The organism is Sphingorhabdus sp., assembly GCF_041737645.1.
In the GTDB taxonomy this organism is placed as follows: domain Bacteria; phylum Pseudomonadota; class Alphaproteobacteria; order Sphingomonadales; family Sphingomonadaceae; genus Sphingorhabdus_B.
On the sequence record NZ_JBGSRI010000070.1, the window covers coordinates 1 to 22,424 of the forward strand.

The following is a 22,424-nucleotide window of genomic DNA, read 5'->3' on the forward strand; positions in this document are numbered from 1 at the left end:
CATCGCGCGACAGGGCCACCTTATGCCAGATTTCAGCCGGATTATGTGCCATATTCAATATCCCAGATCCAGATTTACGAGGGGTTCCAGCTTCTCGCCCTTTCGGTAGCGTTCCAGATTCTCGAAAAAGCGTGTGGCTGAACGTATAAACATCTTGTCCTGCGCCCGTCCGGAAAGATGCATTGTGACATGGGCATTGTCGAGCGTCCATAAGAGATGATCGGCGGGCAGGGGTTCCGGCATCGTGACGTCAAGGAAAGCGGCGGCGATTTGTTTATCCTGCAACGCCTTTACCAGCGCATCCTGTTCAACGACAGAACCACGGGCAATATTGATGAGGACGGCGCTCTGCTTCATTGATGCCAGCTCGACGGCACCGATCATATCGTCGGTTTCCGGAGTTGCCGGAACTGCGAGAATGACCCAGTCAAATTCGCCCAAACGCTCACGCCATGCGTCGGGGGCAAGGCTCGTTGGCCCCGGCGTACGGCGCACTATTGTGACGTCCACGCCAAAGGGCTTCAGTCGCTCCTCAATCAGTTTGCCAATGGCGCCATAGCCAAGCAGCAAGGCTTTCGAGCCAAATAATTCCACTTTGCCCGGTGAATCCAGCAGCCAATCGTGTTTTTCTTGCGCTCGCACAACCTCGCGGTAACCCTTTGCGACGGTTAGCATGCCCATCACAACATATTCCGCAATGGTAATGGCATTGATGCCGGCGCCGTTGGTTACCTTGCAGCCTTGCCTTTTCAGCTGGGCCAAGGGCATTCCGTCGACACCGGCATAGATGGAGTTAAGCCATTTGAGGTTGGTCGCTGCGGAAATGATCTTGAACATCTCCGCCTTGTCATTGAGGTCAAACCAGCCAATGTCGGCCAGCGGTGCCAATTCCAGTGCCTGCTCGGTCGACATGAACCAGCGCACGTCGAGATCGGCGGGAAGCATTGGTTCGAGCAACGGACGAATAAGGCCCGACATTACTGCAATGGTCATATATCTAGTCTCCAATCCCAACCCAATGGATCGCCATCCATGACTTCTACGCCCTTTGCGATCAGGTCGTCGCGGATCGTGTCGGATTTGGCGAAGTCCTTGGCGGCTCGGGCTTCCTTGCGGGCGGCGAGGGCGGTTTCGATTTCCGCTTCGGTGATGATGGCGGCTTTGGGGCGGATGCGGAGGTCGGTGCGGGTTAAGCGTAGGAGATTAAGGCCCAGTATTGGGTCAACTCGATCCAGAACCGCCCACTTTTCCTCTGATGGCGCATGTTTAGTTTGTATGGCAAGCTCGAACGAGGCCAGTAGAGGAGGCGTATTCAAGTCCTGCAAAATTGCTTGGTCAATCCACATCAATACTTCTTCGGGGACTTCATTACTATTTCGTTCCGGAAGCTTCTCAACCGCCATCACCATCCGCTTCAACCGCACGAACGCCGCCTGCAACCCTTCCCAGCTAAATTCCAATTCGCTGCGATAATGTGCCTGCAAGCACATCAGGCGATAGGCGAGGGGGTGGAAGCCGTTGTCGAAGAGCAATTGCACGCGCAGGAACTCGCCCGATGATTTGCTCATTTTGCCGCTACGTTCGATCAGGAAGTTGTTGTGCATCCAGATGTTAGCGCCGCTGTGGTCGCCGCCGCACCGCGCCTGGTTCTGGGCGATTTCGTTGGGGTGGTGGATTTCGCGGTGGTCGATGCCGCCGGTGTGAATGTCAAAGGGCAGGCCCAGCAACGCTTCGGACATGACCGAGCATTCCAGGTGCCAGCCCGGCGCGCCTTTGCCCCATGGGCTGTCCCATTCCATCTGCCGCTTTTCCCCGGCGGGCGTCTTGCGCCAGATGGCAAAATCGGCGGCGTGGCGTTTGCCTTCGACTTCTTCGATGCGGCCCCCCTGAGCATTGGCGCCATCTTCGGTTTTGGCCCGGGCCAAAGCGCCATAATTGGCGACCGTCGAGGTATCGAAATAGAGGCCGCTTTCCAGTTCGTAGCAATGCGCGTCTGCGATGCTTTTGGCAAAATCGATCATGGCTGGCACATACTTAGTGGCAATCGACCAGTGCGCCGGCTGCCGGATATTGAGCGCTTTGATGTCGGCCCAATAGGCTTCAGTATAATGTTTTGCGATATCCCAAATCGATTGGGCTTTCTCCGCCGCCATTTTCTCCATCTTGTCTTCACCCGCATCGGCATCATCGGTCAGGTGGCCGACATCGGTGATGTTGATGACATGGGTGAGCTTGTATCCCTTGTAGCTCAGCACGCGCCCCAGCGTATCGGCGAACACATAGGCGCGCATATTGCCGATATGGGGATAGTTATAGACGGTGGGGCCGCAGGTATAGACGCGCGCCTCGCCGGAATGGACGGGAACAAAGGGTTCAAGTTGCCGGGTCAGGCTGTTGAAGAGTTTAAGTTCGGACATTTGAAGGGCGATGCTGGAAATGGGTGCGGAGGTCAAGCCACCGCGGGGTGAACAAGGTCAGAGCGATGCTTCGTACAAGGCTGCGCCGTAAATCCCTATTGGCCTACATATTGTCGAGATTACACCCGCGTTCCAATAATATCGGGCGAAGAGCACGGTATGCAGCAGGTGTCTTGTTCAGCGGGATCGTGGGATAAAGATGATGGATGATGTGATATTGCATGCCGGATGACCAGATATTGCCCATCCTGCTTTTGAATGCTCTGGTATCTTTATACCGTCCTTTTTCGACGCCCGGATGATGTGGAGCCCAGCTAAGGTAGAAGGAAATATAGGTAAGTGCCAAATGACGTGGCAGCCACCACAGCAATGCCGCCTCTATTGCATAACCGCTAAGTGCCAAGGCGGCGAGAATGCCGAAGAACAGCGTTTTGCTGACAATCGCGTCATTCAAAGCTGACTTGGCGGCCGGGCTGTCCCATTGCTGCAAAAGCTGGCCGTAGCGGTTGAACCCGCCTTCAGCCCGAGGTTGGCGGTTGGCGATGGTTTTCCATATTGCGTGCAACGGGCCCGTTGCGTGGGTTGAATAGTCGGGGTCCAAGAGCGGATCATTGGCGTGCTTGTGATGCTCCATATGCGTGATCCGCGCCGTGCGCAGCGGCAGTGTCAGCGGGATAAGCGACCAGTGTCCGACAAGCTCGTTAAACCACTCCAGTTTTGATCCCTTTGGCGCGATAATATAATGTTGTGCATCATGCGACGGCAGATAGCTCGCTGTGATATTGATCGTCGCGATGATGAAACCAAGCCACAACGGCATGATGCCGGTAAAGACCAGCGGCCATAATGCGAACCAAATGGCCGTGTTCGTTATGCCCCAAAATACCATGAGCCATGGGATGCCGCCCGTAAATTGGTCTGCAATTGCCTTTTCCCGAGCGCGTAGGCTTTGACTGGTCATATCCATTTGCCCCGGTAAGTCGCGATCAAGCCCAGAACCGTTCCGATAATCAGGCCAAATTGTAGCGGTGACAACGAAAAGGGTGCATTCAAATCCAGCCTCAGCATTACTTGCGCAACCAAGGGCGCAAGGAAGGCGATGCCAAATAAAAACGGCCCGAAAAAGAAGAAAGATTTAACTACTGACATTGGTGTCGAGAATGCTGGAAATGCACGATTAGGTCAAGCCACCTCCTGCCTTCCACCTCCCATCGTCACCCTCAAACAAGTTCAGGGTGACAGATATCTGCGCAGGATTGCGGTTGCCTAAAACCCGTCCCACCGGATCGCTTGGTCAATCTCCACTCGCGGCACCGCGAAATTATTCACGGCCGCGTCCGGATCACGATAACCAATGGCCATGCCACAGAAGAAGATATGGTCATCATCAATGTTCAGCAATTCGCGCATGTAAGTGCCGTACATCGCCCAGATTTCCTGCGCGCAACTGTCGAGGCCTTCCTCACGCAGCAGCAGCATGACGGTTTGCAACCACATGCCCATGTCCGACCATTGCGGCGGACCCATATATTTGCGGGTGTATGTGAACAACTGCACGGGTGCGTCGAAGCTATCCCAGTTTTTCATCATCTGTGCGACACGGCCTGCGCCATCTTCGCGCGCAAGGCCTAGGGCGTCGAACATGGCCTTTCCGACACCGCGGCGCTGGTCCTCGTAACGGCCTTCCAGACCCTTGGGGTAGATGTCATATTCATGCCCTTCACCTAGCGGAGCGGTCGCCGCCTTCGCCTTGATCTTGGCGGTCAGGTCGGCCAGCGGCTGCCCGGTCAGGATAACGGCGTTCCACGGCTGCGTATTGCCGCCGGACGGCGACCGCTGCGCCTTTTGAAGCACGCGTTGGAGGGCACCTTGTGGCACGGCTGTAGGCAGGAACTGCCGGATGGATCGGCGACTGGCGACGGCTTCGGTTACGTTCATGGCAATGCTCCGGCAAAATTTAATCGGTTGATTAACTCATGCCACGCAAGATTCGAAAGGCAAGTCTATTCCTTGGCAATTCAATAAAAGCGTAAAAATGGCTTCATTACATCGACAAATCCTGACTGCATCGCGACTCCTGCATCGGTAAATGCAAGCCAAAGCATCGCGCATTCGAAGCCAACAATGATAGGTAGCGCGATCGCATATAATCTGGAAATGCGCCGATGGATTGCCCATTCGCCGACCATGGCAAGCACTAAGAAAAGATTTGTTGCCAATATACCGGTAGGAACGGCGTAAACATAGGCATCCGAAACTGCCAGGAAATTGCGGAACTGCGCGGCTCCACTGCCCGTTGCGGCTGCAATTATCATGCAGCGCCTATGCACTTCGGGCGAACCACGGTTCAACAACGCGGCACCGAAGAATAGGCAAAATGTGATCAAGTTGGCAAAAATCGCAAGTGAGGAGGCAGCCCAGAACTCATCGCCTTCAAGCCCGTTTTTTATTTGAACCGCAATTACGAGCAGTCCGCTGGTGATCATTACAAATGCTAGCAACAAACTGGTGGTTCCGAGCAATCGATGCATCTGCATCTCGCGCCGCATAACCAAAATCGCTTGAATGACGAGTAACACATACCATGTGAGAAATGCTAAGCCGTGAACATGAACCGCCAATGGAAGTGATTGCGGATCATCGATCAATTGTTCCTTGGTGAGATAGGTCGTAGAAAAGCCAAGTAGCACGCTCGCCGAAATCAGCATTGTCATTAGCAAATAAAGCCAACGTAGCTTTTGGTGTGCTCCCATCCCTTTTACTCCTCGTCAAACAATCCTGCCAATTGCTCGATCATCGTCCCGCCCAATTGTTCGGCGTCCATGATGGTGACGGCCCGCTTGTAATAGCGCGTTACGTCGTGGCCGATGCCTATGGCGACCAGTTGAACGGGGGAGCGCGTCTCGATCATTTCGATCACTTTGCGAAGATGCTGCTCCAGATAGCCGCCATGATTGACCGACAGCGTCGAATCGTCGACCGGCGCGCCGTCGGATATCACCATCAATATGCGCCGATCTTCGGCACGCGCGATCAGGCGGTTGTGCGCCCAGAGCAGGGCCTCGCCATCGATGTTTTCCTTGAGCAACCCCTCTCGCATCATCAGGCCGAGATTGCGCTTCGCGTGGCGCCAAGGCTCGTCGGCCTTTTTGTATATGATATGGCGCAGGTCATTAAGGCGGCCCGGCATGGGCGAACGGCCCGAAGCCAGCCAGTCTTCGCGTGCCTGTCCGCCTTTCCAGGCGCGGGTCGTAAAGCCCAAAATCTCGGTCTTCACGCCGCACCGTTCGAGAGTGCGGGCCAATATGTCGGCGCTGATCGCGGCGATGCTGATCGGACGGCCGCGCATCGATCCGCTATTGTCGAGCAAAAGGGTCACAACCGTGTCGCGGAAATCGGTTTCATGTTCCACTTTGTAGGATAGCGAACTGCCCGGCGACACAACGACGCGAGCGAGACGCGCAGCATCCAGCATGCCTTCTTCCTGATCGAAATCCCAACTTCGGTTTTGCTGCGCCATAAGGCGGCGTTGCAGGCGGTTGGCAAGCTTGGTAACTACCGATTGCAAATTGGCCAATTGCTGGTCGAGATAGGCGCGCAGGCGATTCAGTTCTTCTTCGTCGGCTAGTTCGGTCGCTGTGATCGTCTCGTCATATTTGGTCGACCAGATTTTATAATCGCTCTGCGGTAAATGGTCCCAGTTGCGCCGTTGCGGGGTGACAGGCTGCATCCCGTCGTCGCCCATTTCGCCGTCGGCGCTGTCCTGGTCGTCCATGTCTTCGCCGTCATAGTCGGCTTCAGTCTCTTCGCCTTCGCCGTCTTGGGGCTGGGCGCGGGCTTCGGATTCGCCGGCTTCGCCTTCGCCATCATCTTCGCTCTCGCCGTCCTGTTCTTGGTTGTCTTCGGCATCGTCCCCGCCATCGTCGGCGTCGGAAGGATCGATATCGCCTTCGGTGAGATTGAGATGCTCCAGCATGCTCTGCGTCAGCGCGGCAAAGGCGGTCTGGTCATCGAGCGCGAGGCCAAGCGCGTCGAGATCGCTACCCGCCTTTTCCTCGATCCAGCCGCGCAGCATATCGACACCCGCCGCTGCGCTTTCAGGCACCACCGCGCCAGTAAGCCGTTCACGGACGATCAGCGAAAGGGCCGTCGAAATAGGTACTTCGTCCGCCGCTTGCGCGCGGCTGATCGGGTCGGTGCGTAGCTTGAGATCAAGTGCCCGCCCCAGATTGGCCGCCACACCCGCCATATTGCGCGATCCCAGTGCCTCGACACGGGCATTTTCCACGGCATCAAATGCTGCCCCGGCTATTGCTTCGGAAGGACGCAAAGCTGCGTGGCGAGCCGGATTGTGATGTTTCAGCTTTAGCGCAAAACTATCGGCAAAGCCTCGCGCCTCCGCCACTTGGTCGGGCGGAAGTAACCGGCCGGGCATTGGAACTTTGAAATTCTTGCCCGCTTGGGTGGGCGCGTCGGCGGTGAAGGCCAGCTCCACCTCCGGCTCATGCGCGATGGCGCGGGCCGTACCGGTAAGAACCTGCTTGAATTGTTCCAGCGGGGATTCGTTCGCCATTATTCATCCGCCCATTTGCATGCAGCTGCTACCTGTTCCTTGGTGAACTTTCCGCTGGTTTGCAGTCTGAAGACATGCGCGCTTTGCGTTGAAATGCGGTCGGCATTTTCACGCGAACCATTTACGGTAGCGGCAAAGTCACGGCAGACGGCTATGCTGCGCAAATAATCGCTATGACCGCTGCCTCCGCTTGTCACGTCCGTTGTGTCGATTATGGTGAAGCCGGTTTTGCTTGGCTGCGTTTCATATTTGGTTTTTGTGGCAAAACACCGCGCCGGCAAGCCCTTGGCGATCAGTTCCTTGGCTTCAAATGGGTTGAAGCAATAAGGCGAGCCGAGACGGGGATAGCCATGCAAAGCGCGCGACACCGCCAACGCCTTGTCGCTGCGTGACGCATAAACCGTAATGCGCCGGTCGTTATTCACACGCCGTGCGGCCAGAACCTCTTCGGCGATGTCGCGTTCGAAATCTTCACGGTCCACATCAGGCGATGCTAATATGATATTGGAGATATTACTGGAATCAGCATTGGTTGAACTGCGGTCAACATATTCCACAGCTGGAATGACTAATCGGGCGCCTAATGAGTGCGAAACGATTACGATTTCCTTGACCCATTCGGCTTTGGCCAATTTGGTCAGGAAATTGCGGAAATTGCGTTCATCCCAATACATATTGGTTTCATCGACCGCATAACTCAGCAAATTGCCCTGTGATGGCCAGCTATACTGGATGATCGGCCCGTCAAATTGTGTCAAATTCGCGATCTGCACAGTGTCTTTCGCCGTTGACGGAAACGTTTCGCGATAGCCGTGAACATAGAGGAGTACGCGGCCTTTGCGCAGATTGGCGGCGTCGCGTAGCCCATCCCACCAGTCCGCTTCTGGCTGGAAGGCGAGGGGCACAATGATCTGCTTATCGCCCTTGGCAGGTTTGGCGGTCAGCGGTGGCGCAAAGCGGGCGTAACGGACCCGATCGGTGCGATGGTTTGTAAGCCGCACATTCTCGCCAAGGCAGTCTGGCAGTCGGCTGGTGACCGCGAAATAGTCCTTGCCTACGATGGCGGGAGCATCCGTCTGTGCCGGGTTACATCGTGGGTTTTCGGTGAGCAGGTTATGCGGGACATCACCATATTCAACCGCGACACTGCAACCGGATAGCATCATTATTGCCAGAATTATACCCGACAGTTTCCGCATCATTTTGACTTGGGATTTGCGGCGCGCCAGTTTTTGACGGCTTTCAGGGCACCCGAAACATGGCCTTTGACGCCAAGTTCCGAGTAAGCGAACAACACCTTGCCGTCGGGCGCGATAACATAGGTGGTTCGGTTCGAGCCCCCCATCACGGGCAGGCTGACATCATAAGCCTTGATCACCGGCTTGGAGGCCACGCCGACCGTGAATTTATTGCGACAGGCCTCAACCGAGAAGCGTTTCAAAGTCTCTACCTTGTCTGCTGACATGCCAATGATCGACGCACCGTAAGAAGCAAATTCATCTGCAGCTTCTGAAAACTCATGTGCTTCGACGGTGCAGCCGGAGGTGAAAGCCTTGGGGTAGAAGTACAGCACAACGGGCCCGCGCTTCAGCGCCTTGTTGAGATTGTAGGTATAAGGTTCCCCCGCGAGCACTGCTTGCGTTGTAAAATCTGTTGCGCGCACTCCGGGTTTGAGTGCGGCGGATGCAGGAGCACTTGCGAGACACACTGCAACAATCAGCGAGAGACGTTTCATATGTTGCTCCTTGGCGGCGCTTGGGCAGGGGTGCCCGTTGGGTTAATTCGATTTTCCGACAACGCTTTCGGGCAAATCCTTGCCAAAAACGCGCTGGTAATATTCTGCTACAAGTGCACGTTCCGCTTCATCGCATTTATTCAGGAAAGACAGGCGGAATGCAAAGCCGACATCTTTGAAAATAGCGGTATTTTGTGCCCAGGTGATAACGGTACGCGGGCTCATTACTGTTGAAATGTCGCCGTTAATAAAGCCCTGACGCGTAAGATCGGCAACCTTGACCATATTGGCAACGCTCGTTGCGTCAGTGCCCGATGCCTTGGCCAAAACGATTTCGCTTTCAACTTCAGCAGGCAAATAGTTGAGGCCGACAACGATGTTCCAACGGTCCATCTGACCCTGGTTGATCGCCTGCGTTCCGTGATACAGACCGCTGGTATCACCAAGACCAACGGTGTTGGCAGTGGCAAACAATCGGAAAAACGGGTTAGGCCTAATCACGCGATTTTGGTCCAGCAGCGTCAACTTGCCTTCGGTTTCCAAAACGCGCTGGATCACAAACATAACGTCGGGGCGGCCTGCGTCATATTCGTCAAAAACAAGCGCTGTAGGCGTTTGTAATGCCCATGGTAGCAGGCCTTCACGAAATTCAGTCACTTGTTGTCCGTCACGCAGCACGATGGCGTCGCGCCCAATCAGGTCAATCCGGCTTATATGTGCGTCAAGGTTGATACGAATACACGGCCATTTCAGGCGGGCGGCCACTTGTTCGATATGGGTGGATTTCCCTGTTCCATGATACCCTTGTACCATCACACGGCGATTGTGCGCGAAACCGGCCAATATCGCCAAAGTAGTGTCCGGATCGAAGACATAACTGTCGTCGGTGTCAGGCACCCGTTCATCTGCGATTGAAAAGGCAGGGCATTCCATATCCACGTCTATCCCGAACAACTCACGGACGCTTACGGTCTTGTCGGGTGCGGCAAGAATGGTCGCGTCGCGGCTGTCGGGTTGGATATTGGGAATGTCTGTCATGCCAAGTCTCTTCAGATAAATGCAGGAGATGATTTAAGGTGCGTATAGGCCGCAATTACGTCTTGCAAAGACTTTTCATAAGACCGGTTACCACCATTTTTGTCAGGGTGGTAAGCCCGCACCTTTGCGGAATAGGCAGTGCGTAATGCGCGGCGGTCAGCATCCACCGCAAGCCCTAGCGTCTTTAGCGCAGAGCGGTCTTGCGGCGACAGTATTTTGCCATCGGCACGTTCCTTGGGCATCCGATCCCTAAACCGTGCGGATATCGCGTCGAGCGGGTCTTTGAAGTCCGCCCATTTGGGCGGCGAATCGACGCCGCCATTGGCGCCAAACGCGCGTGTTTCGGATGGCCAGACGTTTAGCGGACTTTGCGCCGCCATGATTTCTTCCATCGTCATTCCGTCGAACCAGTTATATCCGGCATTGAATTCACGGACATGGTCGAGGCATAGAAATTGATAGTCGCCAGGGCCATTGGGCGATGCGGCCTGTCCAAGCGGATCGGGGGCCCGAAATTCCCCTGTTTCCCTGCATCCCGGATAAGCGCAGGCCCGCCGTGACCCGCGCACACGGCCATGGAATCTGTCATTAGGTCGGTCGGATGCCATGATTTTCCTTGGCGAAAAACAAGACATATGGGAAGGGTCTGAAATGAAAAAAGGTCCAGCCCAACTTGAAATGGAAGTTCTTCTTACGGCGGCGTTTGAGCCATCTCGTCTTGCTGTAATCAACGACAGCGCAAAACATCATGGCCATAGTGGCGATGACGGGTCGGGAGAATCGCACTTTACCATTGAAATTGAAAGTATCGCCTTTGCCGGCGTGAGCCGTGTGATGCGTCAACGGATGGTGAACAATGCGCTCGGGGATATTCCCGGTAACCGCGTCCATGCGTTGGCGATTAAGGTAACCGCGCCTGTCGAATAAATTGTCGGGGTTAAGGTCGGGCTGCAGGTCCAATGAACGGACTCAGGAAAAACCTTGCCTAACAAGGCTTTCATGCACTAGTCGTGTCCTACCGGAAGAGCGGGCATAGCCTGTTTGGGTCGCATCCGGGGAAATGGGGGAAGTGATGCTGTCGCGCACCTATCGGCCATCGGCTGATCTGGCACCCTATATCCGTCGTTTTTATGTACTCGAAGCGCCTTTGCCCGATAATGTGGTTGTTGAAGATTCGTTGCTGGCCGAAACCGCTTTCGTCCGTTGTTTGTTACGCGGTGACTGGGCCGCGGAAACCGGGCCGGGCGAATGGGGTACAGCGGGCAATACCGTATTTTTCGGCGCGAATAGCAAACCGTTCAAGGTGCGCGTTAAGGGCGGGTTTGCGGTAACGGGCTTTGCGATCCGTCCCAGTGGGTGGCACGCGCTTTTTTCCGAAACGCATCAAGACGTCGCTGACAAGATGTTGCCATTGCAAAAGCTTTGGGGCGAATTGGCCGATAAGATGTTCGAAAATGTGGCAAAAGCGAAAGATGATGCGGGGCAGTTGCAAGCGATGGAAAGTGCTATCCGTGAACGGCTTGCTGCGTTCCAACCGTGTGATGCGGACAAGCAAATGGCGCAGTTTGAAATAATCGCCCGCACTGACAGTACGATTCGGATAGAGGAGGCTGCATCTCAGGTCGGGCTGTCGGCCCGGCAATTGGAACGACGCTGTCTTACCGCATTTGGCCTGACTCCAAAGGCCATTTTGCGCCGGAGCCGGTTTCTGGATTCTGCCGCCGCCTTGCGTGGATTTAGCAGTCCGACCGAGTTGGAGCTTGGCGCGCTTCGCTATTATGACCAGTCCCATATGAACAGGGAGTTCCGCCGCTACACCGGCATGACGCCCAAAGTTTTTGCCGAATCTGTCACACCGTTACAAACGGCAGGTTTGAAACTGCGTGAGGAAAGTCGCTACGAAGATTGACGTCGTTACCGACTTGACAATTTATAGAAGGCGGCAGCATCGTTCGACCATGTTGCTCATCACCCCTACCACTCATGATTTAGGCGCTTTTGAAGTGCGCCGCACTTTGCCCAGCAAAGCGCGGACAATGGTCGGCCCCTTCATTTTCGTCGATCAATTTGGTCCTGCCCATTTTGATATAGGAAGTGGAATGGATGTTCGTCCGCACCCACATATCAATCTTGCGACAGTGACGTATCTGTTTGAAGGTGCGATAGACCATCGCGATAGTTTGGGGACTTTTGCGACGATCCGGCCGGGCGCTCTCAATTTGATGACCGCAGGCAAGGGCATTGTGCACAGCGAACGGACGCCATTGGCAGAGCGGGCCTTAGGCTCCCCCATATCGGGGATGCAAACATGGCTCGCCTTGCCAGATGGAAAAGAGGAAATCGATCCGGCATTCGAACATGTGGCGCAAGAAAATTTGCCGCTTATCGAAACCGGGAATGTTTCTGCGCGGGTTATTATGGGGTCGCTTTGGGGTGTGTCAGCACCCACGACCCAACACGCCGAAACCATTTATGCAGATATATTGATGAACGCCGGAGCGACCATTCCCATTGATGCAGAGGCGGATGAGCGAGCTATTCTGGTCGCTCTTGGATCAGCAAGTCTGGACGGGGAAACGCTGGAGCCGCATAGCCTTTATGTGCTGAAGCCGGGACAAGCGATGACTCTGCGGGCGGACAGCGATTGCCGTGTCATGCTTTTGGGCGGAGAGGCCTTCGTGACTCCGCGCCATGTCTGGTGGAATTTTGTGTCTTCTTCGCGTGACCGGATCAATCAAGCCAAAGCGGACTGGAAAGCAGGAACTTTCCCGCTCGTTCCAGGAGACGATAAGGAATCGATCCCCATACCGGAAGTTCCACTCACCCGAAGTTCGTGATTGCCGATTTTTTACAATCATTATGGACCAATTTCTGTTTCAGAAGAAATTGCGGTGCCGATTTCTCATCGCTTTCAAAAGGCTAGAACCCGAATGACCGAACTCTCCCTTCGCCGCGTGTCGCTTTCGACAGGAATTGACATGGATGCTTATGTTGCCGGCAACCCGGATAATCCGGCCATTATATTCTTGCACGGCTTTCCTGAATCACATCGTACCTGGCGGCACCAGATCGCAGCATTTGCAGACCGTTTTTATTGTATCGCACCGGATCAGCGTGGCTATCGCGGGACTTCAAAACCGCAAGACGTTGAATCTTACACAGCAGACAAGCTGACCGCCGATATTTTTGCACTTGCCGACGCCTTGGGTGTACAGAATTTTATTATCGCCGGTCATGATTGGGGCGGTGCGATAGCGTGGAGTGTGGCGCTGAACGGACAGCCGGGCGCATTCAATCCGGCATGGGCAGGACGTGTGTCGCGCGCAATTATCGCAAATGCGCCGCATCCTTTTCTGTTTCAGCGCTTATTGATAAAGGATATGAACCAGCGCGCATCAAGCCAGTATATCCGCGCCTTTCGTGACCATGCCAATGATACGTTGGTTCGGGAAAAAGGACTTACCGGATTGTTGCTCGAAACCATAAAATGGGACAAGCCGAGCGCAATGGAGCCAGAAGAGCGAGCTGCTTTGCTTACCGATTGGGAAGATCGGGATGCCTGCTTCGGCATGCTCAATTGGTATCGCGCATCCGCGCTTTATGTCCCGGCAATGGATGAAGACGTCGAAATCCCCGCCTTTGCGGCTGGCGAATTTCCAAAATTAATGATCCCCACGCTGGTCGTCTGGGCAATGGATGACCTTGCTCTGCCCCCAAGCAATATCGATGGTATCGAAACGCTTGTTCCTTCTGTTGTGGTGGAACCGGTTTACGACTGCGGGCATTTTGTCATCTGGGAAAAACCCGAAGCGGTGAATGCGGCGATAGAACGTTTTTTGGCCTAAGACCGGCTTGCGTGCCATTCCACCCAAGCGCCATGCGCTTGGGCTTCGGCAAGCAGGTGCCACTGATCGGGTCCGGGCCAATAGCGGATTTGCAATTCATGCTTAAAGGTTTCGCGGTTGGTTTCGAGCATCATCCAGGCAAGAGGACGCTCGGCTGTCGCCTTTCTGCCCTGCGCTTCAATGGCGTCCGTAATGGCGTCACGCCTATCGGCCGGAATATATTGCCAAACGATGCTGTGGTTAAAGACCCGCACGACAGCCTTATCCTGGTGCGCTGCCAACCGTTGCAGAACCCAATCAAGCGCGTCGGCCTTTACCACATCCGGACGCTTTTGCGCCGCCAGCGCGATCGCGGCGTCCATGCGTTCCAAGCGTCCCGCATTTTCAGGCCAGACATAGCTTTTAACGCGCAGTGCGGCGTCGCGATCGGCCAGATCGACCGGGGATTGATCGCATCCCGATATGCCGACAATTTCCACTTTTGCTTCGGGAGGTGGAGGCCCGCGCCATTCCGGCGTGATTCGCATCGGCGATCCCTCCGGCCCGACTTTGATACCGCCAAGGTTATACCAATATCGCTCCATCATCGTATTGATGCCCGCACTTGCCCCTATTTCGTTAAGTTCGAAGCGCGGTCCGATGCGGCCGGACAACCACAGCAGCCCGGCCATAAAACTGGCTGAGCGGCCCGCTTCGTTCGTTTGGGGCGGCCCGTCCAGCCAGGGCAGCAGGCGCGCATCATGTTCGGCGGTTACCGCCTCGACAATAATGTCGACCTCGGCCTGCGTTTCAATGTCACCGCGATAAACCGGCAAAAGACGGGAATCCGCGCCTGTCAGTACGAGATGATGAAATCCACCGGCAAGACGCAGCGGCATGGCATCTTCTAACGGCAGGCCCGGCCAGTGGACGATGCGCTGGCCGCATTGAGTGTCACCCTGCATAAGTGCAAGTTGCGCCTCGACAATGCGCGCCGTAACCGGTGCCCCGTTGCGTCGGCAGTGTTCCGCTTGCACTTTGATGCCTACCGCCACCCTTTGGTCGTCCATTACGCCAATACCGAATGTGTCAGACATATTGCCCTTTCTGCGCGTGGCCCCTAAAGCGCGGGCATTGTGACCGAACAAATCATCTTTGCAATCCCCAAGGGACGGATTTTAGACGAAGCGCTGCCGCTTATGAAAAGCGCCGGTATCGAACCTGAATCGTCTTTTTTTGACGACAGCAGTCGCGCTCTGTTATTCGCCACAAACAATCCTGCTATGAATATCATTCGGGTGCGCGCCTTTGATGTGGCAACGTTCGTCGCGCATGGTGCGGCGCATATTGGCATTGTCGGGTCAGATGTTATCGACGAATTTGACTATTCCGAACTCTATGCACCTGTTGATTTGGGTATCGGACGATGCCGTATTTCTGTGGCTATGCCTTCGGGTGCTGATGATATTGCGATGGGCGGGCATATCCGCGTGGCTACCAAATATCCTGCGACAACAAGTCGTTATTATCAGGCCAAAGGTATTCAGGCCGAGTGCGTGAAATTGAACGGTGCAATGGAACTTGCGCCGATGCTGGGCCTATCGGGTCGGATTGTTGATTTGGTATCGTCGGGTAAAACCCTGGCTGAAAATGGCCTTGTCGAAACCGAAGTGATTTCCCAGGTGTCAGCGCGTCTGATTGTCAATCGCGCTGCATATAAAATGATGAACGGTACTTTGCCCGCGTTGGTCGAGCGCTTTCGATTGTTGTCAGGCGAACGTGCGGCGGCTTGATTCCTCGGCAAAGGGCTTTGACGAGGCCTTCGACGCGCTGGTAAGTGACCGGCGCGAGGCAGATGCCGATGTGTCGAGCATTGTCGAGCAGACAATCCGCAATGTCCGCGCGCGCGGCGATGTTACTTTGGTCGAATTGACCCAAAGATTTGATGGTTTCGACCTGAACAAAGAAGGCTGGCAAGTCGAAGCGGCCGAATGCAAAGCCGCCTTTGATGGACTCAAGCCCGATTTGCGTGACGCGCTCAAACTCGCTGCAAAGCGCATTCATACTTATCACAAGGCACAACTTCCAAAGAACCGGGATTATACCGATAAGTCCGGCGTCCGTCTGGGTGCGCGCTGGACTGCTGTTGATGCGGCAGGGGTCTATGTTCCCGGTGGCAGAGCGGCATATCCGTCGTCCGTGCTCATGAATGCTATTCCGGCAAAGGTTGCCGGAGTAGGGCGGCTGGTCATGGTAACGCCAACGCCAGGCGGTGAAATAAATCAGACGGTCATGGCCGCAGCGCATTTGGCTGGCGTGGACGAAATCTGGCGGGTTGGCGGGGCGCAAGCCATCGCGGCGTTGGCTTACGGCACAGACCGGATAAGACCCGTCGACGTAATTACCGGTCCGGGCAACGCGTGGGTGGCCGAAGCAAAGCGTCAGCTATATGGTGTGGTTGGTATCGATATGGTTGCCGGTCCGTCTGAAATAGTGGTGGTTGCAGATGCACAGAACAAACCCGATTGGATCGCAGCCGATTTGCTGAGCCAAGCCGAACATGATCCGACCAGCCAGTCTATCCTGTTTACCGACAATGCCGCCTTTGCCGACAAAGTTGCGTTGGCCGTTGAGGCGCAGATTGCCGGATTGGCAACCGGAGCGGTTGCCGGACAAAGCTGGACAGACAATGGTGCGATCGTGGTCGTCAAAAGCCTTGAAGACTCGATGCCGCTTGTGAACCGACTGGCGGCGGAACATCTGGAGCTGGCCGTGGATGACGTTCGCGCCGAATCCTTGTTTAACATGGTACGCCATGCCGGGTCGGTGTTTTTGGGACGCATGACACCCGAGGCGATTGGCGATTATGTGGCTGGACCCAACCATGTCCTTCCCACCGGACGCCGAGCACGCTTTTCATCGGGGTTGTCGGTGCTGGATTTTATGAAGCGCACCAGTTTCATTGCGCTCGACAAGCATTCTATCAAAGCCGTCGGCCCGGCGGCGGCAATATTGGCCGATGCGGAGGGTTTGCCCGCACATGCGGCAAGTGTCAGGAAAAGATTATGAAATCCCGGAGCTCAAAAGCCCGCTCGGCCGCCCGTCTTGCGGCTGTGCAGGCATTGTACCAGATGGATATGGAAAAGGTCGGGCTGGCCCGCTTGCTCGACGAATTTCATTCCCATCGCCTTGGTGCGGAAATTGAAGACGCGCAATATGCCGATGCCGAAGTCGATTTTTTCGACGATGTCGTTGCGGGCGTGAACGCGCGCCGCGCCGAGATAGACGTGCTGATCGAAGGTAAGCTGGGCGAGATGTGGAAAATGTCGCGGCTTGATAAAACCATGCTCCAGATCTTGCGTTGCGGCACATATGAATTGATCGCGCGGGCGGATGTTCCAACAGGTGCGGTCATTGACGAATATATGGATGTCGCCCACGCCTTTTTTGACAAGAAAGACGCGAAGTTCGTAAACGGTTTGCTGGACGCGGTTGCTAAAGACATGCGCGCGTAAATCTTTTGGGGCGTGAGCGGCCATGACGACAGAGTCTGCCTTCATTGGCTTAATGCGCGCTATAGCATTCGATCCTGCTTCTCGTGGGTTATTGGACGATTGCGCGGTCCTGTCTATTGGCAGTGAACATCTGATCCTGACCCATGATATGATGGCCGAAGGCGTGCATTGGCTGTCCAACGCGGATCCTGCGGATGTTGCATGGAAACTGGTTGCATCCAATTTGTCGGATCTCGCCGCAAAAGGCGCGCGACCATTAGGCGTATTGCTGGGGTTCATGCTCGGCGAAGATCCTTGGGACCGGCAATTTGCCGATGGGTTGAAAGAAGTTCTGGTTCGTTTCGACGTACCCTTGCTGGGTGGTGACACCGTGGCTAACCGGGGGGATAAGCGCGCCTTGGGGTTAACGGCGATTGGCTTGGCAACATTTGTGCCGGTTCCTGCGCGCACGGGCGCGCAAATCGGTGATCTGGTATATGTAACGGGAACCTTGGGCGATGCGCTAGCTGGCTTTGAGTTGATCGAGGCTGGTTTTGATGAGATGGGGATTTTGGCGGATGCCTATAATCGCCCCGAACCAAGACTTCATGAAGGCCAGTTACTGGCGCCATTTGTACATGCCATGATGGATGTTTCGGACGGTTTGTTGCTTGATGCCGAAAGATTGGCGAGCGCGAGCAAGGTCGGTATCGCCATAAATCTTGCACAAATACCTCTATCCGACGCCTATGTCAGCTATCGTGGCGATGCTCTGGAAAGTCGGATGCAGGCTGCAAGTTGGGGCGATGACTACCAGCTATTGTTTGCGATCCAGCCTGAGGTCGATGTGCCTGTGACGGCAACTCTGATCGGCCGTGTCGTCCAAGGTGCCGGACTGTTTTTGTTTGATGGCGATCAACAATTGCCCCTTCCGCCGACACTTGGATATCAGCATTAGTGACCTAATCGGCTGGAAAAGGACGCTTTAAAGGGTTGCGTTGACGATTGAAGCCGCCCTATAGCGGCGAACTTGCATCTCTCGGGAGGAGGGTGTCATTTTATGCTGTTTCAGCAAAACTACAGGGGAGAGGACATTTCATGTCTCTGACAATAATCGCAATATTATGCGGGTTACTTGCCGTTGTTTACGGCTTTGTAACCAGCCGCCAGGTGCTCAGCGCATCGGCTGGCAATGAAAAAATGCAGGAAATCGCTGCGGCCATTCAGGAAGGCGCGCAAGCTTATCTTGGTCGTCAATATCGCACCATTGCCATCGTAGGCGTTGCTGTTGCCATATTGGTCGCGCTGTTTCTTGGCGTCGTTCCAACAATCGGTTTCGTAATCGGCGCTGTGCTCTCGGGCGTTGCAGGCTATGTCGGCATGAACATTTCGGTTCGAGCCAACGTCCGCACTGCCGCTGCGGCGCAGACCGGGCTTCAGGCTGGTCTCACGATGGCATTCCGTGCAGGTGCGATCACAGGGATGCTGGTTGCAGGCCTCGCGCTTCTCGCGATTGCAGTGTTCTTCTGGTATCTGACCGATGTCTCGAAGCTGGCACCGAACAGCCGTGAAGTGATCGATGCCCTTGTTGCGCTTGCTTTCGGTGCATCGCTGATTTCGATCTTTGCGCGTCTTGGCGGCGGTATCTTTACCAAAGCAGCGGACGTCGGTGCCGATCTGGTTGGTAAGGTAGAAGCCGGAATTCCGGAAGACGATCCTCGCAACCCAGCGGTTATTGCCGATAACGTCGGTGACAATGTCGGCGACTGCGCTGGTATGGCTGCTGATCTTTTCGAAACATATGTTGTTACCGTTGGTGCGACGATGGTGCTGATCGCGCTCCTTGTTAAAGGCGTAACTGACAGCGCATTGTTCCTGAACCTTATGACCCTGCCGCTTCTGATCGGTGGCGTTTGTGTTATCACCTCCATCATCGGCACCTATTTCGTCCGTCTCGGCGGCGGAAAGAACATCATGGGCGCGATGTACAAGGGTTTCCTTGTAACTGCTGTCCTTTCGGTGCCTGCCATCTGGTGGGCAATCAGCTATGCTTTGGGTGGCATGGAAACGAGTGTGGGCGGATTTACCGGTCGCACCCTGTTCTATTGCTCGCTGCTCGGTCTGGTTGTTACAGGTCTGATCATCTGGATAACAGAATATTATACTGGCACCAATTATCGTCCCGTGCGTTCGATTGCCAAGGCTTCGGAAACCGGTCACGGTACCAATGTTATCCAGGGTCTGGCGATCAGCCTTGAATCAACTGCGATGCCAACAATCGTCATCTGCGCCGGTATCATCATCGCGTTCCAGCTTGCCGGCGTCATTGGTATTGCCTTTGCAGCAACTGCAATGCTTGCCTTGGCTGGCATGGTTGTCGCTTTGGACGCTTATGGCCCGGTCACAGACAACGCCGGCGGCATTGCCGAAATGGCGGGTCTTGATGAATCTGTTCGTGAAAAAACAGATGCACTCGACGCCGTTGGCAACACGACAAAGGCTGTGACCAAGGGTTATGCCATTGGTTCGGCTGGTCTGGCGGCATTGGTATTGTTCGCTTGCTATACGGCTGACCTTCGCGAATATTTTCCAGAACTCACGGTCAACTTCAGTCTAGAAAATCCATATGTCATCGTCGGGCTTCTGCTCGGTGCACTGTTGCCTTATCTTTTTGGGGCAATGGGCATGACCGCTGTGGGTCGTGCGGCTGGTGAAGTGGTGAAAGATGTTCGTGACCAGTTTGCGAATGATCCTGGCATCATGACTTATGCATCCAAGCCAGATTATGCCCGTACGGTTGATCTTGTAACCAAGGCAGCGATCAAGGAAATGATCATTCCGTCGCTGTTACCAGTGCTGACACCCATTGCGGTATATTTCATCATCACGGCGGTTGCAGGACAAGCAGAGGGCTTTGCAGCGCTCGGCGCACTTCTGCTCGGGGTAATTGTTGGTGGTCTGTTCGTTGCGATCTCGATGACTTCGGGTGGCGGCGCTTGGGATAATGCCAAGAAATATATCGAAGACGGCAACCATGGCGGCAAGGGCTCCGAAGCCCATAAAGCTGCGGTTACCGGCGATACGGTTGGCGATCCCTATAAGGATACTGCGGGTCCTGCGGTCAATCCCATGATCAAGATCACCAACATCGTAGCGCTCCTTCTTCTTGCTGCATTGGCGCACGGCGGAATGTAACAATTAAGCGATTACAAAAATCATACCCCGCCGAAAGCGATTTCGGCGGGGTTTTTGTTTTCCTTATTAGCAAATTGTTTGCCGCTTGCTGTTACTGCGAACTTCGACGTTCGGGGCAAGGGGCAAAATGGCGACACGGGCACAGGATGCCGCCAACAGGGCAGGGGTAATCAGTCGGCGGCTTTCGGGTTGGCTGGACACGATTGACCGTGGCTTTGTTGCGGCTTGGAGTGACCTCGCCGGCCATGTTTCGGAACCGAATATATTCGGCGAAAGCTGGTTCCTGCGTCCGGCTTTGGAACAATTTGATATATCCGGACAGGTAAAACTCTTTACACTGTGGGATGGCGAACAATTATGCGGATTGATGCCTCTGTCAACGCATCAGCGATATGGCCGTTGGCCGCTTCCGCATGTGCAAAATTGGCTTCACCACAATGCTTTTCTAGGAACGCCGCTTATCCGCACGGGATATGCCGATGACTTTTGGCGCGAATTGTTCGCGGCTCTGGATAACAACCCCGGGCAATCACTTTTTTTGCATATGAACGGCGTTACGACAGGCGGTGAAATCGCCAATGCTTTGGAGAATCAATGCGCTAAACAACGCCGAAACTACGGGATGGTACACCAAGCAGAAAGAGCTCTTCTGGAAAATGGTGTGACGCCCCAAGTTTATTACGAAGAGGCGGTTCGTCCTAAAAAACGCAAAGAGCTGCGCCGCCAAAAAAACCGTCTGGCCGAAGAAGGGGTGCTGACTTTTGCACGCGATGCCAGTGAAGCGGGTTTGATGGAGTGGATTGGAGAGTTTCTAAATCTTGAAAACCGCGGGTGGAAGGGCCGGAACGGTTCGGCCTTGGCAAGCTTCGAATCGACCCGCGCGCTGTTTACCGAAGTGGTGATCGGCGCAGCGACCTTGGGTAAGCTCGAACGGCTCGATTTGCGTTTGGATGGCAAGCCGATGGCGATGTTGGTCAATTTTATTTCGGCGCCAGGCTGCTTTTCATTCAAAACCGCTTTTGATGAAAATTACGCCCGTTTTTCTCCGGGTGTTTTGTTGCAAATCGAAAATCTGGCGTTGCTTGATACTCCCGATATTCTGTGGTGTGATAGCTGCGCCGCACAGGGTCATCCTATGATCGACAGCATTTGGACTGGTCGCCGGTCCATTGGCCGTTATTCGATCGCGATTGGTGGACTTGGCCGAAGGTCGGTTTTCGGCGCATTCCTTAAGGCAGAACTTGCGCGCTATGCCTCGCGCACTGTGACCGACGATCAGGAATTTATCGCAGGAGAAGAGGCATGATGCCAGTTTTCGATACTGCGGCACGTTTGAAATTTGCCGAAGCCTATCCTGAAACACCACATATTGTTTCCCATAATCTGCACGACCATCCGCTTTTAACGATAACCTCCCTCGCCGCGTTGGGGGAGGCGTTGCCTGCAAAGTCGGTCGAGTATAACAAAGGTAATCTGCCCGTTGGCATCGACCCCGACAGCGTGCCCGCAAATGGACTAACTATCGGTGATACGATCAGGAATGCACAAACCAGCAGCAGTTGGGCCGTTCTAAAGAATATCGAGCAAGTTCCCGAATATAGAATCTTGTTACTGGATTTGCTGGGCGAACTAAAACCTTGTATCGAAGTTAAGACGGGTAAAATGTTAATGCCGCAGGGCTTTATTTTTGTTTCCAGTCCAAACGCGGTCACGCCTTATCATTTTGACCCCGAGCATAACATCTTGCTGCAATTGACAGGGTCAAAAGTAATGACCCAATTCCCCGCCGGTGACCCTCTTTATGCCCCCGATGAGATACATGAAGGTTACCATATAGGAGGCCATCGTAATCTGGTCTGGCAAGATGAATTGGCGTGCGGTGGTACAGAGTGGCCGTTGAGTGCTGGGCAGGGGCTGTTTGTTCCGGTGATGGCACCACATCATGTGAGAAACGGGCCTGCCGTTTCGATATCCTTGTCCATCACATGGCGTAGCGACTGGAGTTTTGCGGAGGCTGATGCGCGGGCATTCAACGGCCTATTACGTAAGTTGGGCGTGAAACCCACAGCACCTGGTCGTTTCCCAGCAGCCAATAACGGCAAGGCTATAGTTTGGCGCATTATAAGGAAAATGCGTTCCTGATATTCG

The 22,424-nt window shown here is 54.6% G+C and carries 23 protein-coding genes; 11 read left to right on the forward strand and 12 right to left on the reverse strand.

All coding sequences use genetic code 11. The features are described 5' to 3' along the window. Nucleotides 1-54: 54 nt before the first annotated feature. The 11 genes from ACEW72_RS13285 to ACEW72_RS13335 form a co-directional block, all read right to left on the reverse strand. Entirely contained in the window at nt 55-993 is a 939-nt protein-coding gene (locus ACEW72_RS13285) for a D-2-hydroxyacid dehydrogenase (RefSeq protein WP_373476872.1), read from the reverse strand. Continuing rightward, nucleotides 990-2,417 carry a cysteine--tRNA ligase gene (gene cysS / locus ACEW72_RS13290; protein ID WP_373476873.1) on the reverse strand — a complete coding sequence of 476 codons (1,428 nt, stop codon included), beginning with the start codon at nt 2,415-2,417 and terminating at the stop codon, nt 990-992. Before cysS ends, ACEW72_RS13285 begins: the two co-directional genes overlap by 4 nt. A 103-nt stretch (nt 2,418-2,520) precedes the next feature. Continuing rightward, the gene (locus ACEW72_RS13295; protein WP_373476874.1) at nt 2,521-3,378 is read right to left on the reverse strand and encodes a fatty acid desaturase; all 858 of its coding nucleotides are present in this window, start codon (nt 3,376-3,378) and stop codon (nt 2,521-2,523) included. Beyond that, the gene (locus ACEW72_RS13300; protein ID WP_373476875.1) at nt 3,375-3,566 is read right to left on the reverse strand and encodes a hypothetical protein; all 192 of its coding nucleotides are present in this window, start codon (nt 3,564-3,566) and stop codon (nt 3,375-3,377) included. Before ACEW72_RS13300 ends, ACEW72_RS13295 begins: the two co-directional genes overlap by 4 nt. A 117-nt stretch (nt 3,567-3,683) precedes the next feature. Then, entirely contained in the window at nt 3,684-4,355 is a 672-nt protein-coding gene (locus tag ACEW72_RS13305) for a nitroreductase (RefSeq protein ID WP_373476876.1), read from the reverse strand. Nucleotides 4,356-4,435: 80 nt separating this feature from the next. Next, a complete protein-coding gene (locus ACEW72_RS13310) occupies nt 4,436-5,131 on the reverse strand; it encodes a hypothetical protein (protein ID WP_373476877.1) in 696 nt (231 codons plus the stop codon). 44 nt (nt 5,132-5,175) lie between these two features. After that, complete coding sequence (cobT, locus tag ACEW72_RS13315; protein WP_373476878.1) at nt 5,176-6,990, reverse strand: cobaltochelatase subunit CobT; 1,815 nt, start codon at nt 6,988-6,990, stop codon at nt 5,176-5,178. After that, complete coding sequence (locus ACEW72_RS13320) at nt 6,990-8,192, reverse strand: alpha/beta hydrolase (RefSeq protein WP_373476879.1); 1,203 nt, start codon at nt 8,190-8,192, stop codon at nt 6,990-6,992. The genes cobT and ACEW72_RS13320 overlap by 1 nt, the downstream gene beginning before the upstream one ends. Continuing rightward, nucleotides 8,189-8,725 (reverse strand): peroxiredoxin, encoded by a 537-nt coding sequence (locus ACEW72_RS13325; protein ID WP_373476880.1) that lies wholly within the window; start codon nt 8,723-8,725, stop codon nt 8,189-8,191. The genes ACEW72_RS13320 and ACEW72_RS13325 overlap by 4 nt, the downstream gene beginning before the upstream one ends. Nucleotides 8,726-8,767: 42 nt before the next feature. Continuing rightward, nucleotides 8,768-9,763, reverse strand: coding sequence for a cobaltochelatase subunit CobS (gene cobS, locus ACEW72_RS13330; RefSeq protein WP_373476881.1), 996 nt, complete (start codon nt 9,761-9,763; stop codon nt 8,768-8,770). An 11-nt stretch (nt 9,764-9,774) separates the two neighbouring features. Beyond that, nucleotides 9,775-10,371 carry a J domain-containing protein gene (locus ACEW72_RS13335; RefSeq protein ID WP_373476882.1) on the reverse strand — a complete coding sequence of 199 codons (597 nt, stop codon included), beginning with the start codon at nt 10,369-10,371 and terminating at the stop codon, nt 9,775-9,777. Between the two features lie 43 nt (nt 10,372-10,414). On the opposite strand from ACEW72_RS13335, the gene ACEW72_RS13340 reads away from it, so the two are divergent. From ACEW72_RS13340 to ACEW72_RS13355, 4 genes are all read left to right on the forward strand, one after another. Continuing rightward, nucleotides 10,415-10,690, forward strand: coding sequence for a BolA family protein (locus tag ACEW72_RS13340; protein WP_373476883.1), 276 nt, complete (start codon nt 10,415-10,417; stop codon nt 10,688-10,690). 145 nt (nt 10,691-10,835) lie between these two features. Beyond that, complete coding sequence (locus ACEW72_RS13345) at nt 10,836-11,672, forward strand: helix-turn-helix domain-containing protein (RefSeq protein WP_373476884.1); 837 nt, start codon at nt 10,836-10,838, stop codon at nt 11,670-11,672. A 49-nt stretch (nt 11,673-11,721) separates the two neighbouring features. After that, entirely contained in the window at nt 11,722-12,600 is an 879-nt protein-coding gene (locus ACEW72_RS13350; protein WP_373476885.1) for a pirin family protein, read from the forward strand. A gap of 93 nt (nt 12,601-12,693) precedes the next feature. Continuing rightward, the gene (locus tag ACEW72_RS13355; RefSeq protein WP_373476886.1) at nt 12,694-13,608 is read left to right on the forward strand and encodes an alpha/beta fold hydrolase; all 915 of its coding nucleotides are present in this window, start codon (nt 12,694-12,696) and stop codon (nt 13,606-13,608) included. Here the strand turns inward: ACEW72_RS13355 and ACEW72_RS13360 are convergent. Further along, nucleotides 13,605-14,684 carry a DUF2332 domain-containing protein gene (locus ACEW72_RS13360; protein WP_373476887.1) on the reverse strand — a complete coding sequence of 360 codons (1,080 nt, stop codon included), beginning with the start codon at nt 14,682-14,684 and terminating at the stop codon, nt 13,605-13,607. The two genes, ACEW72_RS13355 and ACEW72_RS13360, sit on opposite strands and share 4 nt — an antisense overlap. 39 nt (nt 14,685-14,723) lie before the next feature. Between ACEW72_RS13360 and hisG the strand changes: the two genes are divergently transcribed. The 7 genes from hisG (at nt 14,724) to ACEW72_RS13395 (ending at nt 22,418) form a co-directional block, all read left to right on the forward strand. After that, a complete protein-coding gene (gene hisG, locus ACEW72_RS13365) occupies nt 14,724-15,380 on the forward strand; it encodes an ATP phosphoribosyltransferase (protein ID WP_373476888.1) in 657 nt (218 codons plus the stop codon). Further along, entirely contained in the window at nt 15,367-16,656 is a 1,290-nt protein-coding gene (hisD, locus tag ACEW72_RS13370; RefSeq protein WP_373476889.1) for a histidinol dehydrogenase, read from the forward strand. The genes hisG and hisD overlap by 14 nt, the downstream gene beginning before the upstream one ends. Next, on the forward strand, nt 16,653-17,102 hold the full coding sequence (gene nusB, locus ACEW72_RS13375) for a transcription antitermination factor NusB (RefSeq protein WP_373476890.1): 450 nt from the start codon (nt 16,653-16,655) through the stop codon (nt 17,100-17,102). The genes hisD and nusB overlap by 4 nt, the downstream gene beginning before the upstream one ends. 22 nt (nt 17,103-17,124) lie before the next feature. Continuing rightward, on the forward strand, nt 17,125-18,039 hold the full coding sequence (thiL, locus tag ACEW72_RS13380; RefSeq protein WP_373476891.1) for a thiamine-phosphate kinase: 915 nt from the start codon (nt 17,125-17,127) through the stop codon (nt 18,037-18,039). Nucleotides 18,040-18,179: 140 nt separating this feature from the next. After that, nucleotides 18,180-20,276: a sodium-translocating pyrophosphatase gene (locus ACEW72_RS13385; protein WP_373476892.1), complete on the forward strand. Its 2,097-nt coding sequence runs from the start codon at nt 18,180-18,182 to the stop codon at nt 20,274-20,276. Between the two features lie 127 nt (nt 20,277-20,403). Beyond that, nucleotides 20,404-21,582: a GNAT family N-acetyltransferase gene (locus ACEW72_RS13390; protein ID WP_373476893.1), complete on the forward strand. Its 1,179-nt coding sequence runs from the start codon at nt 20,404-20,406 to the stop codon at nt 21,580-21,582. Next, nucleotides 21,582-22,418: a transcriptional regulator gene (locus ACEW72_RS13395; RefSeq protein WP_373476953.1), complete on the forward strand. Its 837-nt coding sequence runs from the start codon at nt 21,582-21,584 to the stop codon at nt 22,416-22,418. Before ACEW72_RS13390 ends, ACEW72_RS13395 begins: the two co-directional genes overlap by 1 nt. Nucleotides 22,419-22,424 lie beyond the last annotated feature (6 nt).

What these genes read in the sequence shown, in the direction of transcription:
- ACEW72_RS13300 (WP_373476875.1), bottom strand. Translation starts at nt 3,566, where the DNA reads ATGTCAGTAGTTAAATCTTTCTTCTTTTTCGGGCCGTTTTTATTTGGC.
- ACEW72_RS13390 (WP_373476893.1), top strand. Translation starts at nt 20,404, where the DNA reads ATGGCGACACGGGCACAGGATGCCGCCAACAGGGCAGGGGTAATCAGT.
- cobT (WP_373476878.1), bottom strand. Translation starts at nt 6,990, where the DNA reads ATGGCGAACGAATCCCCGCTGGAACAATTCAAGCAGGTTCTTACCGGT.
- nusB (WP_373476890.1), top strand. Translation starts at nt 16,653, where the DNA reads ATGAAATCCCGGAGCTCAAAAGCCCGCTCGGCCGCCCGTCTTGCGGCT.
- ACEW72_RS13360 (WP_373476887.1), bottom strand. Translation starts at nt 14,684, where the DNA reads ATGTCTGACACATTCGGTATTGGCGTAATGGACGACCAAAGGGTGGCG.
- cobS (WP_373476881.1), bottom strand. Translation starts at nt 9,763, where the DNA reads ATGACAGACATTCCCAATATCCAACCCGACAGCCGCGACGCGACCATT.
- ACEW72_RS13320 (WP_373476879.1), bottom strand. Translation starts at nt 8,192, where the DNA reads ATGATGCGGAAACTGTCGGGTATAATTCTGGCAATAATGATGCTATCC.
- ACEW72_RS13350 (WP_373476885.1), top strand. Translation starts at nt 11,722, where the DNA reads ATGTTGCTCATCACCCCTACCACTCATGATTTAGGCGCTTTTGAAGTG.
- ACEW72_RS13295 (WP_373476874.1), bottom strand. Translation starts at nt 3,378, where the DNA reads ATGACCAGTCAAAGCCTACGCGCTCGGGAAAAGGCAATTGCAGACCAA.
- ACEW72_RS13395 (WP_373476953.1), top strand. Translation starts at nt 21,582, where the DNA reads ATGCCAGTTTTCGATACTGCGGCACGTTTGAAATTTGCCGAAGCCTAT.
- ACEW72_RS13305 (WP_373476876.1), bottom strand. Translation starts at nt 4,355, where the DNA reads ATGAACGTAACCGAAGCCGTCGCCAGTCGCCGATCCATCCGGCAGTTC.
- ACEW72_RS13385 (WP_373476892.1), top strand. Translation starts at nt 18,180, where the DNA reads ATGTCTCTGACAATAATCGCAATATTATGCGGGTTACTTGCCGTTGTT.
- ACEW72_RS13325 (WP_373476880.1), bottom strand. Translation starts at nt 8,725, where the DNA reads ATGAAACGTCTCTCGCTGATTGTTGCAGTGTGTCTCGCAAGTGCTCCT.
- ACEW72_RS13285 (WP_373476872.1), bottom strand. Translation starts at nt 993, where the DNA reads ATGACCATTGCAGTAATGTCGGGCCTTATTCGTCCGTTGCTCGAACCA.
- ACEW72_RS13355 (WP_373476886.1), top strand. Translation starts at nt 12,694, where the DNA reads ATGACCGAACTCTCCCTTCGCCGCGTGTCGCTTTCGACAGGAATTGAC.
- thiL (WP_373476891.1), top strand. Translation starts at nt 17,125, where the DNA reads ATGACGACAGAGTCTGCCTTCATTGGCTTAATGCGCGCTATAGCATTC.
- ACEW72_RS13340 (WP_373476883.1), top strand. Translation starts at nt 10,415, where the DNA reads ATGAAAAAAGGTCCAGCCCAACTTGAAATGGAAGTTCTTCTTACGGCG.
- ACEW72_RS13310 (WP_373476877.1), bottom strand. Translation starts at nt 5,131, where the DNA reads ATGACAATGCTGATTTCGGCGAGCGTGCTACTTGGCTTTTCTACGACC.
- ACEW72_RS13335 (WP_373476882.1), bottom strand. Translation starts at nt 10,371, where the DNA reads ATGGCATCCGACCGACCTAATGACAGATTCCATGGCCGTGTGCGCGGG.
- cysS (WP_373476873.1), bottom strand. Translation starts at nt 2,417, where the DNA reads ATGTCCGAACTTAAACTCTTCAACAGCCTGACCCGGCAACTTGAACCC.
- ACEW72_RS13345 (WP_373476884.1), top strand. Translation starts at nt 10,836, where the DNA reads ATGCTGTCGCGCACCTATCGGCCATCGGCTGATCTGGCACCCTATATC.